The sequence below is a fragment of the Epilithonimonas sp. 33E genome, from assembly GCF_059372615.1.
Map to the genome: position 1 here is coordinate 3128268 of NZ_CM182009.1, position 17143 is coordinate 3145410.

The window sequence follows — 17143 nt, forward strand, 5'->3', positions numbered from 1 at the left end:
AAAAAATTTATGGAATTAAAAAGAGTAGTTGTAACCGGCTTCGGCGCTATTACACCGATCGGAAATAATGCTAAAGAATACTGGGAAAACCTTATAAAGGGCGAGAGCGGTGCTGCTCCTATTACTCTTTTTGATTCCACTAATTTCAAAACTAAGTTTGCCAGCGAGGTTAAAAACTACGATCCTCTTAATTATTTTGATAAAAAAGAGGCTAAAAAAATGGATAGAAATTCTCAGTTCGGTCAGATTGCCGCCAGAGAAGCCATTGCGCACAGCAGACTTATCGAAGATAATGTGAATAAAGATCGCGTAGGTGTAGTTTGGGGATCAGGAATTGGCGGACTGGAAACTTTCGAAACAGAAGTTTTAGGTTTTGCTGAGTCTAACGGTATTCCTAGATTCAATCCATTCTTTATTCCAAAGATGATCGCAGACATTACGCCAGGAAATATCTCTATCGAGTACGGTTTCCATGGGCCTAATTACACAACTGTTTCAGCCTGTGCATCATCTGCAAATGCCTTGATCGACGCTAAAATGCTGATCAACCTTGGAAAAGCAGACGTCATCGTTTGCGGAGGTTCTGAAGCGGCTGTTACAGCGAGCGGAATGGGAGGTTTCAATGCGATGCACGCACTTTCTACAAGAAACGACGATCCAAAAACAGCTTCTCGACCTTTCGATAAAGACAGAGATGGATTTGTTTTGGGTGAAGGAGCGGGTTGTATTATTCTGGAAGAATATGAACACGCCAAACAAAGAGGTGCAACAATCTATGCAGAATTAGCTGGTGGTGGTATGAGTGCAGATGCACATCATATGACAGCACCGCATCCTGAAGGTCTGGGCGCTTATCTGGTAATGAAGAATTGTTTAGAAGACGCTGGTGTAACTGCTGATGAAGTAGATCATATCAATATGCACGGTACATCTACTCCACTAGGAGACATCGCAGAATCTAATGCTATTGCAAAATTATTCGGGGAGCACGCTTACGATATTCAGATCAATTCTACAAAGTCAATGACAGGTCACCTTTTGGGTGCTGCCGGTGTTATTGAAGCCATTGCTGCTTTACATACCATTATCCACGGTATTGTTCCGCCAACCATCAATCATTTTACTGATGATGAAAATATTGATAGCAGACTGAACTTCACTTTCAACCATGCGGTTGAAAAAGATGTGAATATTGCTATGAGTAATACGTTTGGTTTTGGAGGTCACAATGCCTGTGTTCTTTTCAAAAAAATATAATATGATGTTTTTATGGAGTTGAAAAATTATTTTTTCAAATTACTTCCAAAAAACAGAACACAAAAACTTTCGGAAAAAGATATTCTTTTTCGCAAAAAAATTTCTGAAATCGTTGGATACAACATCCATAATTTGGAAATCTTTAAAGAGGCATTTTCTTTAAAATCCTCTTCAAAAAGTACGAATAAAAAAAATTACGAACGTCTAGAGTTTTTAGGGGATTCTGTTTTAGGAACCATTATTTCTTGTCATCTTTTTCAGACTTACCCGAATGAAAACGAAGGATTTCTCACGCAGATGAAATCCAAAATCGTAAACAGGAAAAACCTTAATAAGCTTGGAGAAGATCTGAAGTTAAGCTCTTTATTACAAGCGGATACAAGCCAGACGGTACTGAGCGAAAATATCTCCGGAAATCTTCTGGAAGCTTTGATTGGCGCTATCTACCTTGATATTGATTACGAGTTTTGTAAGAAAATTGTTTTGGACAGGATTCTCACACCTTCTACCATCAATAAGCTGGAAAATAAGATTATCAGCTACAAAGGTCTTTTGCTGGAATGGAGCCAAAAGAAAAAAATCCCGATCAAGTACGAGACTTGTGAGGAATTCCAACCGAATAAAGTAACGGTTTTCCGCTGCTACGTTTGGCTTCATAATGAGAGAATCTCCAATGCGGTAGAAGCATCTAAAAAGAAAGCCGAAGAAAAAGCCGCACAACGCGCTTTTTATGTATTGAGCAAAAAAGAAAATATTATTGAAAATCAAAAAACAATTTCTTAAGCTAGAAGAAGATCACACAGAGATCACCATAGGATTGATTCGTCTTATCAAAGCAATCCCGGAGCACGAATTGTTTTTTCTACTCAATAAAACCAATGATTTTAACTTCAAAAGAATTGAAGATATAGCCATCAAAGGGGAATTTTTTGACTATGCATTTTCGCGTTATCAGGCGTATGACAGATTTTCCAAAAACTGTTATCATTTTATTTCTAACAAATCTATTCTATCCACTGAAAAAAAAGTCCAAAATCAGCTTTTTTCAGATGAATCAAATATTAAATTTTTACTAAATCTACACCAAGATGTAGATTACATTTTAACAAATTCCGATATATTTGCGGATTTTTCGTTAATTTTGCTCCCGGAAAATTTTGTATTTAAAATTCAAGAATATTCTTTAAGTTCTGAAGAAGAACTTTATCAATTAATTCAATATTATGAATAAAAACCTAAAAAAAACAAAAATCATTGCAACACTAGGCCCTGCTACTTCCAGCAAGGAAACGATGATACAGATGATACAAGCTGGTGTTGATGTATTTAGAATTAATTTTTCTCACGCCGATTACGAATTGGTAAAGAGAAATGTTGATATAATCCGTGAAATCAATAAAGAATATGGCTACTCGGTCTCTATTTTAGGAGATTTGCAAGGTCCTAAATTAAGAGTTGGTGTAGTAAAAGAAGGCTCTTTCCTTAACCCGGGAGATGTCTTAACTTTTACTAACGAAAAAATGGAAGGAGATTCTACAAAAGTTTATATGACTTACGAGAAGTTTCCTCAGGATGTAAAAGTTGGAGAAAGAATCTTGATTGATGACGGAAAATTGGTTCTTGAGGTTATCGAAACGAATGCAGTAGATACTGTAAGAGCTAAAACAATCCAAGGTGGGCCTTTGAGTTCTAAAAAAGGAGTTAACCTTCCTAATACAAATGTTTCTCTTCCTGCTTTGACAGAAAAAGATATTGAGGACGCTAACTTTATGCTAGACAACGAGTTTGACTGGATCGCTCTTTCATTTGTTCGTCATGCACAAGATATTATCGATCTAAAAGATTTGATGGCTAAGCATCCAACTAACAAAACCAAAACGCCAATCATTGCTAAAATCGAGAAACCGGAAGGTGTAAAAAACATAGACCAAATCCTGATGGAGTGCGACTGTCTAATGGTTGCAAGAGGAGATCTTGGTGTTGAAGTTCCAATGGAGCAGGTTCCGGTTATTCAGAAAAATTTGGTTAATAAGGCTAGACTTTACGCAAAACCTGTCATTATCGCTACCCAGATGATGGAAACGATGATTACCAGCTTGACGCCAACAAGAGCAGAAGTTAACGACGTTGCTAACTCTGTATTGGACGGTGCTGATGCTGTGATGCTTTCCGGAGAGACTTCTGTTGGAAAATATCCAGTGGATGTTGTAAGAAATATGGCTAAGATTGTTAAGAATATCGAAAGAACGGCTTTATATTCTAAACTGAATCACGTTATCGAAGAAAAAATCAACTGTGTAGATGAGCGTTTTATCACTGATAAAATTTGCCGTTCCGCTGTTGACATCGCAAAATCGACTGGTGCAGAAGCGATCGTCACTCTTACCGCTTCAGGTTATACTGCCTTCCAGATTTCTGCGCACAGACCTTCTTCTCATATTATCGTTTTTAGCTCTAATAAGCGCGTGATTACAATGCTTAACCTCCTTTGGGGTGTTAGAGCATTTTATTACGACATGCAGAAATCGACTGATGAGACTGTAATCCAGGTTAATATGCTGACTCACAATTATGGTTTTGTAGAGCAAGGTGACTTTGTTGTTAATCTGAATGCAATGCCTGTCCACAATGGTGGAAAAACAAATACATTAAGATTATCTACAATCTAATTTGTAGTAATTATAAAATCAAAAGCCATCGGAATTCGATGGCTTTTTTATTTATGTTTTGTGGGAATTATTCCTTAATAATTTTCTTAGAAACAACGCCGGATTTTGTTCTCACAGAGATAATGTAAACTCCACTTGAGAATTTATTCAGATTAATTTTCTGAGATTTGGATGCGTTATTGGATTCAAAAATTAATTTCCCGTTCATATCAAAAACAACTATCCTTTCTGCCTTGTCAGGAAATTCAATATTGATAATATCCTTCGTTCTTGTCGGATAGATTTTAATCTCATCTTTACTTGAATCATTAGCTGTTAAAGTCATTTTCTTAGTACCTGTTGCAACCAAAGCAAAATCCTGTGTCGCCGGATTACCTTCCTGATTAACAAGAGAATTTTTATTCGTGACCTCTACTCTATAGATTCCATCTGCTGCTGGATTATCGATAACAATCTGTTCTACATTATCAACTGTATTATCCCCTTTCGTAGCATTGGCATTAGGATCATTAATATCAAGTTTCCAAGGATAATAGGTCGTTCCTGAACCCACTTCCACTACCTTGAGATCAAGATCATTCACGATTCTGGAAGTATGATTATTTTGGAAATCACTGTCCGTTGTGAAAGGTACAATCGCCGGATCAACCCAAGAAATACTTACTTTTAAAGGTTCAGATCCCGTTGCTTTAATTTCTTTTGTGAAGGTAACACCAGATTGCAGATTATCTTTCTCAAGAACAGCATCATCCGTCAATCTGTTTACTAAAACCTGTGCCGCTTTTTTAGCATCAACCAAACCCCAGCCGTACCAAACATCCGGACCTGGTCTTCCTGCTTCATTAGCAGTGTGTGTCAGTAAGGCTTTCATTTCATCTGCATTGAAGATAAAACTGCTGTTTCCAGCAATATTTCTTTGGATTTGAGTCAAAGCACCTGCAATTCCGGAAACCATCGGTGCAGCATAGGATGTTCCGTAATTAAGTACATAGAGATTCGTAGCGTTTGGACTTGCCGTAGTGTAATTAGCCATTATCATATCAACGCCGACAGCCGTAAGATCTGGCTTCACTGCCCCGTCTTTTCTGGGACCTGCGCTGCTGAAACTTCCTTTTACTACATCACTTGCCTGGGTATATTTGTGATTTGCAGTAGTTAATTGGTTAACTGCTCCGACTGTAATAATATTTTTTGCCAAAGATCCAAAATAAACACAAGTATTACCCTGGCTGCAGTTAGCAGGAGGAACTTCATCATTAGGACCAAATGTAACCCAGCTGTTGGAAGCAAAACTGTATCTGTATTTTACAGAAGATGCATCCGGACCAACTCCATAATAGTTTCCTGTAGATTTGACAATAATCTGTTGCGGTTGTGAATAAACAATTTTATCAAAATTATAGTCATTATCACCATAAGCACCGCCATAAGTATCCGTGTGATTCAAATCATAATTTCCATACCAGTAATAAGTATTGGTAGAATTCGGCTTATTCCAGCCATAATTGGTGCCATAAGAATGATTAGATATATTGAGGCCCGGCAAGCTTGCCAATTTCTCATAATTATTTCCTAAAGCCGTAGTGGCATACATATAATTATCCGTAGTTCCTTGCGGAAGGATACCTTTTGCATTAGCTTTTGGATAAGAAACGCTGCTTTGAGTAAAAGTACCGGTCGCAATTCCGTTACCGATCAAAATACTATTGACGTTAGTACCATGAAAATGTTTTGTTTCCGTTGATGCTTCTTTGTTTACGGCTCTGTTGGTAGTAAATTGCTCATGCGTATCCTGAATTCTTCCGGCATCAAATATTGTAATTTTGACACCATTTCCTGTTAAAGGCGATGTAATACCGGAAACAGTTCCAGCCTGAAGTTCATCAACATTAGCCGTAGCATTGGCGCTTGTTTCTTCTACTGAATAAAAAACAGGAATTTCTCCGGCAAAACCTGCAAGATTCTTCTTCAGACTATCCTTTGCTTTTTGAGAATATCTGGCTGTTGTTTTTAAGAAATAAGAATCAAGCCTATTTTCATTTTGCAATCTTTTTTGAGTGAATTCATTTTTCAGTTTAAGATTCTGTGCATTAGAAAAATAAAATGAAAATATAAAGCTTATACCGAATAAAATTCTTTTCATTATGATTGTTTTTGCAAAGATAATCAATAATAAATCAGCACATTAATTTTTAATACACAATCAAAAAAATTAATACCAAATTTGGATAAATGATACTTTTTTTATGTGATTCAAAATAGTAACTTTACACAAATTTCTAATGTAGATGTATTTAGTTTTCGATACTGAAACCACTGGTTTACCCAAAAATTTCAACGCTCCGCTTTCCGATTCCGATAATTGGCCAAGAATGGTTCAGATTGCGTGGCAATTGCACGACGACGATGGAAATCTAATTGAAAATCAAGATTATATCATAAAACCGGAAGGTTATGACATTCCTTTCAACGCAGCCAGAATTCACGGTATCACGACTAAAATTGCAAACGAAGAAGGTCGGGATCTGGAAGAAGTTCTGAAAGAGTTTGCTCAAGTTCTGGAAAAGGTCAGAGTTGTTTCCGGACACAATGTGGAATTTGATTACAACATTGTAGGTGCAGAATTTCATCGAAAAAATATTAAAGATAATCTGCAGGAAAAACCAAAAGCGGATACAATGATTCTGGGAACAGATTATTGTAAACTGGAAGGTGGACGAGGCGGAAAATATAAATCTCCGAAACTTGAAGAACTCTACGAAAAATTATACGGTCACAAATTTGATGAAGCACACAACGCGGCAGCCGATGTGAACGCTACGGCTCAGGTTTTCTTCGAGATGATGAGAATCGGTGTAATTCCGGCAGATGTTCTGAAAATCCCTGACTCCAGACTAAAGGAATTCCAAAATGCTAACCCGGATCCTATCCAGCCTTTTGGAATTATCATCAGAAGACAGGTTGCAAGCTTCAATAACAAGAAAAAACAATCCGATTTCGGAAGTGTGGATGAAATTGATTTGGGAAAATATTTCCATTTTGACAACCACAGTGTTTTCTCCACATTGACAGCGACTACTAACATCAATGACCTCATCAAAAAAGCAACTGAAGAGAAATTCTCGGCTGTAGGATTAGTTGATATAGGAAATATGATGGGTGCTTTCAAATTTGTTTCTGCAGTGGAAAGTGCCAATTCCGACATTGCAAAAAAATATAAAGAATATCTCTCCAAAAAACAGGAAGCTGAAGAAAAGGGAGAAACGTTCGATGAAGCAGAACCGAATAATGACCAACTGATTCCAATAGTTGGCTGTGAATTTTACATCTCGGACAGATACGAGCAAAAACAATTTACCAAAGATGATCCGGACAGAAGAACACAGGTCGTTCTTTTGGCAAAAGATTTTAATGGATATAAAAACTTAGTCAAGCTATCAAGTATTGGTTTCCAGAAAGGATTTTACTTCGGCGTTCCGAGAATTAGTCGTGAGCTGATTTCTCAGTATAAAGAAGGGGTTATTGCATTGACTTCCGGTATTTATGGCGACATTCCAAGCACCATTCTTAATATCGGTGAACAGCGCGGTGAAGAATTGTTCCAATGGTGGAAAAATGAATTCGGAGATGACTTTTATGTTCAGATCCAGAATCACAAACTGCCTGAAGAAGAACACTTAAATGAAGTGTTGCTTCAATTCGCGGATAAATATAATGTGAAAATTCTTGCGCAGAATGAGACTTTTTACACCAATAAAAGCGATGCCAATATTCAGGATATTTTAAGCTGTATTAAAGACGGCGAAAAATTATCAACACCAATTGGAAAAGGCTTCGGAAAAAGAAAAGGATTGACTACTGACGAATATTATATCAAGAATTCTGACGAGCTCAAAGAAACTTTCCTGGCTTATCCTGATGCTTTCGAAGCTTATGAGGAATTTTTAGCTAAGTTCAAGCCTTACACATTGAAACGTGATGTATTGCTTCCGAAATTCGATATTCCGCAAGAATTCATCAATCCGGAAGATGAGATCGATGGCGGAAAACGTGGAGAGATGGCTTATCTAACTCATTTGACCTATGAAGGAGCGAGAAAACGTTATAATGAAATCACCGATGAAATCAAGGAGCGTCTTGATTTTGAGCTTGATGTTATCGCCAATACAGGTTACCCTGGTTACTTTTTGATTGTTCAGGATTTTTGCAACGAAGCCAGGAATATGGGCGTTTGGGTTGGTCCCGGTCGTGGTTCTGCTGCAGGTTCAGCAGTAGCCTATTGTATTGGTATCACAAATGTTGACCCTATTAAATATGATCTCCTTTTTGAGAGATTCCTGAATCCGGAAAGGGTTTCGATGCCCGATATTGATATTGATTTTGACGATGAAGGCCGTGATAAAATCATCAAATGGGTGGTTGACAAATATGGCCAGGAACAGGTTGCCCAGATTATCACTTATTCAGTACTTGGTGGAAAATCGGCCATTAAAGATGCTGGCCGGGTTTTGGACGTTTCCATTCCTGAGACCAATATGATTGCCAAGCTGGTTCCTTCAACTCCCGGAATGAATATCGGGAAAGCCTTAGCAAAATATGACAAACTAAAACCGGAAGAACAGCAGTTGGTGGATGAAATGAAAGCCGTTCTCGATAATCCGAACGATCCAAGATTTTCGGTTCTGGAAAGCGCCAAGAAAATGGAAGGCTGCATCCGGAACACCGGAATCCATGCCTGTGGTGTTATCATCACACCGGAACCTGTAAGCAATCTGGTTCCGATTACAATTGCTGCAAAAGATGCGGATATCCTGGTTTCTCAGTTTGACAACTCTGTTGCGGAAAGTGCCGGACTTTTGAAAATGGATTTCCTTGGACTAAGGACTCTGACCATTATCAAAGATGCTGTAAAGCTGGTCAAAGAACGTCACGGAGTGGATATTGACCCAGACAAAATTCCGTTGGATGATGCCAAAACTTATCAATTATTTAAAGAAGGAAGAACTATTGGTATTTTCCAGTACGAAAGCCCGGGAATGCAAAAATACATGCGTGAATTGAAACCGACGGTTTTTGCCGACCTTATTGCAATGAACGCCCTTTATCGTCCAGGTCCTATTAAATACATCCCTAATTTCATCAACAGAAAACACGGGACCGAGGAAATCGTTTACGACTTACCAGAACTTGAAGAATACCTGGAAGAAACCTATGGAATTACTGTTTATCAGGAACAGGTAATGCTTTTGTCTCAGAAATTAGCCAACTTTACTAAAGGTGAAGCTGATACATTGAGAAAAGCAATGGGTAAAAAGCAAATTGATGTTCTTAATAAAATGTACCCGAAATTCATTGAAGGTGGACGCAAAAACAACCTTAATGAAGAACGGCTGGAAAAAATCTGGAACGACTGGAAAGCATTTGCAGAATATGCATTCAACAAATCCCACTCAACTTGTTATGCGTGGATTGCTTATCAGACCGCTTATCTGAAAGCCAATTACCCTGCGGAGTATATGGCAAGCGTAATGAGCAACAACATCAACAATACCGCTTCTATCACTATGTTTATGGAGGACTGTAAAGCGATAGGTGTTGATGTTTTGGGACCCGATGTCAATGAATCACAGTATAAATTTTCCGTTAACGAAAAAGGTCAAATCCGTTTCGGTTTAGGCGCTATCAAAGGAATTGGTGAAGGACCAAGCGAAGCGATTACCAAAACCCGGGAAAATGGAAGATTCAAAAACATTTATGACTTTTTTGAAAGAGTTCCTTCTTCTCAGGTCAATAAAAGAGTGGCTGAAAGTTTGGTGATTGCCGGCGCTTTTGATGAACTCGACTCTTATCACCGTGGGCAGTATTTTGATCTGGATTCTGCCGGAAGAACTAATATTGAAAGACTTTCAAGATATGGACAAAGCTTCCAGGACAGTAAAAACGAAATGGAGAATTCGCTATTTGCGGATTTCGCCGAGGAAGTTCAGATTGAGCAGCCAAAATTGGCACCTTGTGCGGAATGGCCAAATATGCATAAGCTCAATAGGGAAAAGGAGATTATCGGATTCTATCTTTCTGCGCATCCTTTGGACGAATTCAAATACCAATTCCAGTTTATGCAGGGTGTTCTTTCTAAAAAAGCAGTTTTGGAAGAGAAGAAGGAAGAAGTTGTTTTGGAAGAGGTAGTTCCGATTTTGGAAGCAGACAGCATTCCTGACGAAGACATTCCGGACATTGCTGTTTCAGATGAAGGCGGACTGGAAGATGAAATCATCGAAGAAATTACTATAAAAGCAGAACCGAAAGGTAATTTTAATTTCCTGAATCTTGATGAAGTTGAAGCCTTTAAGGACTTGGCCTTTCCTCCAAAAACTGCAGAATTGTTCGAAGAAAAAAAGAGCTGGAAAGATCGCCAAAACGAAAAAGACAACACCAAAGAATACACAGTTGCGGGATTAATTACAGAATATCGCGTCGCGGACGGTTTCCGAAGCGGGGAAAAAGTAGCTTTTGTGATGCTGGAAGATTATACAGGTTCCTACTCTTTCCGATTAGGCGACAGAGACTATATGCGACTGAAAGATAAACTGGAAGTACAGCGATTCGTGATCATGAAAATCAAATTCACACAAGGGAAAGACGGACGTGTTTTTGTGAATGTCAACGATGTTCTTGAACTGAAGGAAGCCTTTGACAGATTCGCAAAGAGCTTGTCAATTGTTGTACCGCTAGAATCCTTAAGAAAAACCGATATTGAGTTTTTCAGAGAAAAACTGATTCAGAATCAAGGTGAGCAAAAGCTTAATTTCTTTATCAAAAATCCGGAAGACCAATCTGTTTTGGAAGTGGTCTCTATGCAGCATCATATTAATATCAATGAAAACCTGCTGGAAGTAATTCATCAGATCAATAATTATGAAGTTTTTTTGAATTAATGCGATAATACAGTTCATAGAAATTAATTATAATTAATATTTTATCAAATATTAAATAAAAATCTGTTTTTATTCTTAAAAGCAGATTTCTTATTTTAAAAAAATACAGCATTGCATGCAAAATTACAAACTATCTAAATTTAATAAAAAATAAATATTAAAATGAATTTTCTATTGAAATATATTTACTACATTTACTAAGTCAATATAAATTATATAATTATGAAGAAAATTTTATTATCGTGCTTTTTAGCATTTGGAATTGTTGTAAACGCACAATTTGTACAAAACTTTGATGCTGGCACAACTACCCCTGCAGGCTGGTCTATTATTAACGGTGGAGACTCAAACGGATTTGTATTTGGTACGGTTCCAACTGGCGGAACGGTTACAGCAGCACAATCAGGAACCAATGTTGCTCGTATTACTTATGGCGCTACAGCACATGACGACTATTTGGTTACCCCTGCAATTAACGTTCAGGCCGGAGTTAATGACAGATTATCTTTTTATGTTGCAAGTTTTAGCTCATCATTTACGGAAAATTACAACGTAATGCTATCTACAACCACTGCTACAGCTGCAGCATTTACAACAACCCTCAAAGCCACCTCCAAAGCACCTGCCGCTTGGACAAAGGTAACTTTAGACCTTACACCATATATTGGGCAAACAGTGTATATTGGTTTTCATGCTGTAGATACAGATCAATGGTATCTGATGTTTGATACTATCGTCAATGATACTGTTCCAACTACAGTTCCATCCTGTACTACTGCTACAGCACCAGCAGATGGAGCAACCAATGTCAATGTACGAACTACTTTTACTTGGCCAGATGCAGCTGGAGCTTCAGGATATAAATTATACCTTGGGACAACATCAGGCGGAACAGATATATTGAATGGTGTAACAGCATCCTCAGGAGCTACACTTACCAACAATCCTCCTCTAAATGCTAATACAAAATACTATTTGAAAATTGTTCCTACAAATGATGTCGGAGATGCTACAGGCTGTACAGAAACAAGCTTCACAACCGGATCAAATCCTTACGCACCATATTGTGGACCTTTTACCTCTACAACTCCTACTCAGATGGCGCCTATTACGTCTTTCACTTTAAATGGAGTCACCAACACATCTGACACCTCTGCAACAACATTTGGATCTTACTCTCCAAATGAGAGCTTCACAGGTTCTCCAGTAGAAGTTAAAAACAATCTGACAACCATACCGTTCAGCGTAACAGGAATTGCATCTACAGGTAATGGATGGGGTGCAGCTGTATTTGTTGACTGGAATGAAGATGGGGACTTCCTTGATAGTGGAGAATCATATTATAATACGACAGCTACTATATTGAGAACTACAACTGTTACAAGTGGAAAAGCTACTTTGTCCGGGAATCTTGCAATACCATCAGGAACCACCCTTGGACAAAAGAGATTAAGAGTTAAATATAATTTTACCGGCACTACCATTAACTCACCTCTTACAACTGCATGTACAGACTTAACTAATGGACAAGTAGAAGACTATACTATAGATTACAAATCTTTCCTTGCTGTATCAGACATAAACAAAGCAGCCATCTCTGTTTATCCAAACCCATTCAAAGATGTATTGAAAATCTCTGATATAAAAGATATTAAATCAATTTCTGTAAATGATATATCTGGAAGACAAGTTAAATCTCTTGCTCCGTCATCAGAAATTAACCTTTCTAATCTTAAAGAAGGATTATATATCGTAAATCTTCAAATGGAAGACGGAAGTGTTAAATCTTTCAAAGCAATTAAGAAATAATTTTTTTTAAATCTTTATCTACAATAACCGCCTTATGGCGGTTATTTTTTTATATATGAATAATTTAAACAAAAACCAATTTATTAGTGAAAATTATAAAAATATAAGTTTATCAATAAAATTATCATTAGATTTGCTGAGTTTTATAAATAACTAAATAATTATGAAGAAAATTTTACTAACAAGTTTAGTAGCATTAGGAACGTGTGTCACAGCCCAAGTTACTGGGACAAAAACGATCGGAGTAGATTACCCTACCCTGCTAGCAGCATTTGCTGATCTTAATGCTCAAGGTGTTGGCACAGGCGGAGCCATTATTAATCTACCTGCAGGATACACTGAAACAGCTCCTACCGGTGGATTTGTCCTAGGTAACGCTACATTGAATGCAACATTATCCTCAACTAATCCATTAATAATCCAAAAATCAGGATCTGGTTCCAACCCTGTTATTACAGGAGGAGTAGGAAGTGTTGACCTTACAGCAACTGGTAACACTAATCTAGTTGGTGATACTTTTTTTAAATTTGTAGGAGTTGATTATGTTACAATCGATGGAATTGATTTAAAGGAAAGTTCTAGTAACACCACAGCTACTACTCTTAACGAAAGAGGCTTTGCATTTTTGAATCTTTCAGCAACAGACGGAAGTAACTTCAACACTGTTAAAAACAGTAAAATAACTTTTTCATCATTAATAAATTATTCATCTGTTGGTGTCTACTTTGCTCATTATGATGCCAGTGGTGTAGCAGTAGTTCCTACTTCTGTTAATGGAACCAACAGTTCTAATAAAGTATATTCTAACAATATCCTTAATGCGGCGAGCAATGGTATTGCATTCAATGGCTATGCAGCAACATCTCCTTATACATTATATGATCAAAACAATGACATAGGAGGAACTTCTGCAGCAACAGCTAATACTATTTCTAATTTTGGATCTTTTGCCAATGACGGCTATGGTTATATTACATCATACGCAGTATTTGCTTCAAACCAAAATGGCACTAATGCCTCTTACAACAATATCACATTTGGTCAGGGAATTGGAGCTGTAGGTATCTATTTAGCCGGAAGTGGATCTACTTTCACAGCAAACAACAATACAATTACCGCTACAGATAGAAATACTTATTATGCTAGTACTAGCAGTTTATCATCACATTATGGTATTTTTAGTGCTGGCACAGGCGCGATACTTTCGGCTGCTAATAATACTATTAATATTGGTACAACTGCAATTTTATCCGGCACATCTGTACCTGCTGTATACGGCATCATCCATAATAGTACAGGGAATCTTACATTATCAGGAAATAGCGTAAAAGGACTTTCAGTAGGATCATTTTTTGGAATTTACAGCGGTTCCACAGGAACTTTAAACGTTTCCGACAATAGCGTAAGCGATGTTACAACAAGTGCAACTTTAAGTTCATCAACACCTTATGGAATATATCTTGCTTCAACGGCGACAAATGGGAATGTACTACGTAATAAAGTTTACAACCTTACATCTAATGGAGCCGCAGGTTTAGCATATGGAATCTACGTGGGCGGATCAACAGCTTCTTCAACAACTAACATCGTAAATAATCTTGTTAGTGGACTAAATACACCTTCTTCTAGTTCAACTTCTGTTGGTTTAGCCGGAATATACCTTGCATCAACAGGAACAACATCTAACTTGAATGTATATTATAATTCTGTTTATTTAAATGCTACTTCTTCAGGTGCAAACTTTAATTCTGCAGCTTTGTACCATGCAAATAGTGCAACAGCGACAACAGCTGCTTTAGATCTTAGAAATAACGTTCTTGTTAACACTTCTACTCCTAAGGGAACTGGTTTTGCATCGGCACTAAGAAGAAATGCAACAGGAATTGCAAACTATTCTACAAATTCCAACAATAACGATTTTTATTCTGGAACAGGTACAAACCAGAATATTTACTACAATGGTACAACTGCATATACCACACTTTCAGCATTTCAGACATTTGTAGCATCTCGTGAAGCCAATTCCTTAAGTGTTAATCCATTATTTAAATCTACTGTTGGGACAAACGCTGATTTCTTAAAATTAAATGAGAGTGATTCAAATACCCAGTTAATGGATAATGCCGGGCAAGTATTAGCTGGCTATACTACAGATTATACCGGAACAACAAGAAATGCATCTACTCCTGATGTGGGTGCTTACGAATTCACTTATGTAGCCCCCACTACAGTTCCTGGTTGTGTGACAATCAGCACCCCTGTTAATGGTGCAACAAACGCAACACCTAATCCTACCACATTGAATTGGACTTCTGTGAATGGAGCGACAAGTTATAAAGTGTATGCAGGAACAACTTCTGGAGGAACAGAGATAGCAAATGGCGCTTCAACAACAGCACCGACCTATTCTCTATTCTTACAACCGAATACAAGTTATTATGTTAAGGTTGTAGCTAGTAACAATATTGGTGATGCTACAGGATGCTCAGAAATAACATTCACAACTGGTAATTTTGTTTATTGTGCTTCCAGTGGAACTACAGATACAAATACAGGATTAGCAATTACAAGAGTAGTTTTATCAAACCTCGATAATACATCTACACGCGCAACATATACAGATTATACAGGAACAGTCACTGCTGCAGGTATTGAAAGACAAAGATCTTACACTATCAGTGTTACCAATGGAAGCACTACAGGTTACTATACTAATGACGTAGCTTATGCCTGGATAGATTATAACCATGATGGAGTCTTCGATGATAGCACTGAACGTACAGCAATCACCGTGAATGCAGTTACTAGTACAGCATCTATTACTGTTCCAGCTAATGCTGTAATAGGCGTTACTCGTATGAGAGTAAGATACTCAAATTCGGGAGGAGCAAATAGCAATACCGCTTGTGGAACTGCAACATATGGAGAAGTAGAAGATTATGCAGTAGAAATCAAAGAATTCCTTGCTGTATCTGATACTAACAAAGTAAATAATGTTTCTGTCTATCCTAATCCATTTGCGGATGTATTGAAAATATCTGATATAAAAGGAGTTAAATCTATTTCAGTAAATGATATCTCAGGAAGACAAGTTAAAACCTTTGCGCCATCAGCAGAACTTAATTTATCTAATCTGAAACAAGGTCTATATATTGTAAACCTTAAGATGGAAGACGGAAGTGTCAAATCTTTCAAAGCGATAAAAAAATAATTTACATTATTATAATAATGAAGCCACTCCGATGAGTGGCTTTTTTGTTTTGATAACTTTTTAGATATTTTAGTGTTAATATCTTTTTCCAAAAGAAAAAAAAACTATATATTCGTATCAGTTTAATAAAATTTATTATATTATGAAAAAAATTCTATTCTTGACAGGTTTAGCTTTAACAGCCAACCTCTCCTTTTCACAGTCAATTATCAATGATAATTTTGAAAACATGACACTCGGTAACTTAGGAACAGATATTACCGGAACGACACCAGGACAAGGTGGTTGGTACATTACTGCTGCTGCTACAGCTCCTAATTCAGCAGCAAGTAACTTTCAAATAGTCAACAATAATGCGACTCATGGTAAAGTATTATCAATATTAGGATCTTCAAGTGCTACTGGTACTAAGCAAATTAATCAAAATAATAAACTCACATCTGTGTGGGGTACAAGAACGTCTGGCAATGATATATTGCAGTACGAGTTTGATTTTTACAGCGGTGCAGCAACAACATCACAAAATACCGGAAGAATTTACTTATGGGACGGTTCAGCAGCCAACAAATGTGTAATTGGCTTTGCTTTTAATATGACTACAAAACAACATACTCTTATTGCATATTCTGATCCTGCAGAAATCAATGGGCAAACAGGACAGCAAGTAGGAAATTGGGGGTATACATTCAATCAAGCATTAGAAGCTGATACATGGTACAAGGTCGGAATGGCTTGGGATTATGTAACAGGAGAGATCGCTTATAAAATCATTAATGAAAATACCGGTGTAACTGTACTGGATGAAATTTATCAGGGTGCTGGTGCCGGTGCAACTCCAAATTTAGCAAACATCCAAGTTTTAGCGGTGCCAAACACAACTGTTACTGCTAATACTGTTGCTGCTAATGTAATATTTGATAATATTCAATTAAAAGCTACCAATAGTATGGATTTATTGGCAGTTAATGATGTTGTAAACACCAAAATCAATGTTGGGATTTATCCTAATCCTACAACAGACTTTTTAAAGTTTGATACTAAAGCAAAAATTGATACCGTTCAAATCTATGACATTTCAGGAAAATCTGTAAATGCAAAACTAACAGACAACCAAATAGATGTTAGAAATCTACAAAACGGTGTTTACTTAATTAAAATTACAACTGCAGAAGGTACTTCTTCTCAGAAATTTATAAAAAAATAATTCTTAAGAATTAAAGATAAAACCCCGCTCAACGAGTGGGGTTTTTGGTTTTCATATT

At 37.2% G+C, this 17143-nt stretch carries 9 protein-coding genes; 8 read left to right on the top strand and 1 reads right to left on the bottom strand.

Going from position 1 to position 17143, the window contains the following annotated elements; genetic code table 11:
* Nucleotides 1-9 precede the first annotated feature (9 nt).
* The 4 genes from fabF to pyk are packed head-to-tail and all read left to right on the top strand — an operon-like array spanning nt 10 to nt 3926.
* On the top strand, nt 10-1257 hold the full coding sequence (gene fabF / locus AC5P2S_RS14285) for a beta-ketoacyl-ACP synthase II (protein WP_283417122.1): 1248 nt from the start codon (nt 10-12) through the stop codon (nt 1255-1257).
* Between the two features lie 12 nt (nt 1258-1269).
* Nucleotides 1270-2040, top strand: coding sequence for a ribonuclease III (gene rnc, locus AC5P2S_RS14290; RefSeq protein ID WP_120212655.1), 771 nt, complete (start codon nt 1270-1272; stop codon nt 2038-2040).
* Nucleotides 2015-2488 (top strand): IPExxxVDY family protein, encoded by a 474-nt coding sequence (locus tag AC5P2S_RS14295; RefSeq protein WP_283417121.1) that lies wholly within the window; start codon nt 2015-2017, stop codon nt 2486-2488. Before rnc ends, AC5P2S_RS14295 begins: the two co-directional genes overlap by 26 nt.
* On the top strand, nt 2481-3926 hold the full coding sequence (gene pyk, locus AC5P2S_RS14300; protein ID WP_494555349.1) for a pyruvate kinase: 1446 nt from the start codon (nt 2481-2483) through the stop codon (nt 3924-3926). The genes AC5P2S_RS14295 and pyk overlap by 8 nt, the downstream gene beginning before the upstream one ends.
* A gap of 67 nt (nt 3927-3993) precedes the next feature.
* Here the strand turns inward: pyk and AC5P2S_RS14305 are convergent, their stop codons facing one another.
* Nucleotides 3994-6069, bottom strand: coding sequence for a S8/S53 family peptidase (locus AC5P2S_RS14305; protein ID WP_494555350.1), 2076 nt, complete (start codon nt 6067-6069; stop codon nt 3994-3996).
* A gap of 145 nt (nt 6070-6214) precedes the next feature.
* Here AC5P2S_RS14305 and dnaE point away from each other — a divergent pair, with 145 nt between their 5' ends.
* The 4 genes from dnaE (at nt 6215) to AC5P2S_RS14325 (ending at nt 17085) form a co-directional block, all read left to right on the top strand.
* The gene (gene dnaE, locus AC5P2S_RS14310; protein WP_494555351.1) at nt 6215-10861 is read left to right on the top strand and encodes a DNA polymerase III subunit alpha; all 4647 of its coding nucleotides are present in this window, start codon (nt 6215-6217) and stop codon (nt 10859-10861) included.
* Between the two features lie 222 nt (nt 10862-11083).
* The gene (locus tag AC5P2S_RS14315; protein ID WP_283417117.1) at nt 11084-12670 is read left to right on the top strand and encodes a T9SS-dependent choice-of-anchor J family protein; all 1587 of its coding nucleotides are present in this window, start codon (nt 11084-11086) and stop codon (nt 12668-12670) included.
* Nucleotides 12671-12833: 163 nt separating this feature from the next.
* Entirely contained in the window at nt 12834-15881 is a 3048-nt protein-coding gene (locus AC5P2S_RS14320; protein WP_494555352.1) for a GEVED domain-containing protein, read from the top strand.
* 142 nt (nt 15882-16023) lie between these two features.
* A complete protein-coding gene (locus tag AC5P2S_RS14325) occupies nt 16024-17085 on the top strand; it encodes a T9SS type A sorting domain-containing protein (protein WP_494555353.1) in 1062 nt (353 codons plus the stop codon).
* Nucleotides 17086-17143 lie beyond the last annotated feature (58 nt).